Source organism: Rhodococcus sp. HNM0563 (assembly GCF_012726195.1).
In the GTDB taxonomy this organism is placed as follows: domain Bacteria; phylum Actinomycetota; class Actinomycetes; order Mycobacteriales; family Mycobacteriaceae; genus Rhodococcus.
The window spans coordinates 1-335 of the sequence record NZ_JAASAF010000052.1 but is presented as its reverse complement, the minus strand read 5'-3'; the positions used below and the strand labels follow the sequence as shown (position 1 = coordinate 335).

At 54.9% G+C, this 335-nt stretch carries 1 rRNA gene; it reads right to left on the bottom strand.

The annotated features are described in order from the left end of the window. Positions 1 to 335, bottom strand: a 23S ribosomal RNA gene (locus HCA61_RS25925); the annotation flags it as partial.

Below are 335 nucleotides of genomic sequence, written 5' to 3'. Positions count from 1 at the left end.
CTGACCACCTGTGTCGGTTTGGGGTACGATTTGATGTTACCTGATGCTTAGAGGCTTTTCCTGGAAGCAGGGCATTTGTTGCTTCAGCACCGTAGTGCCTCGTCATCACGCCTCAGCCTTGATTTTCCGGATTTGCCTGGAAAACCAGCCTACACGCTTAAACCGGGACAACCGTCGCCCGGCCAACATAGCCTTCTCCGTCCCCCCTTCGCAGTAACACCAAGTACAGGAATATTAACCTGTTTCCCATCGACTACGCCTTTCGGCCTCGCCTTAGGGGTCGACTCACCCTGCCCCGATTAACGTTGGACAGGAACCCTTGGTCTTCCGGCGAG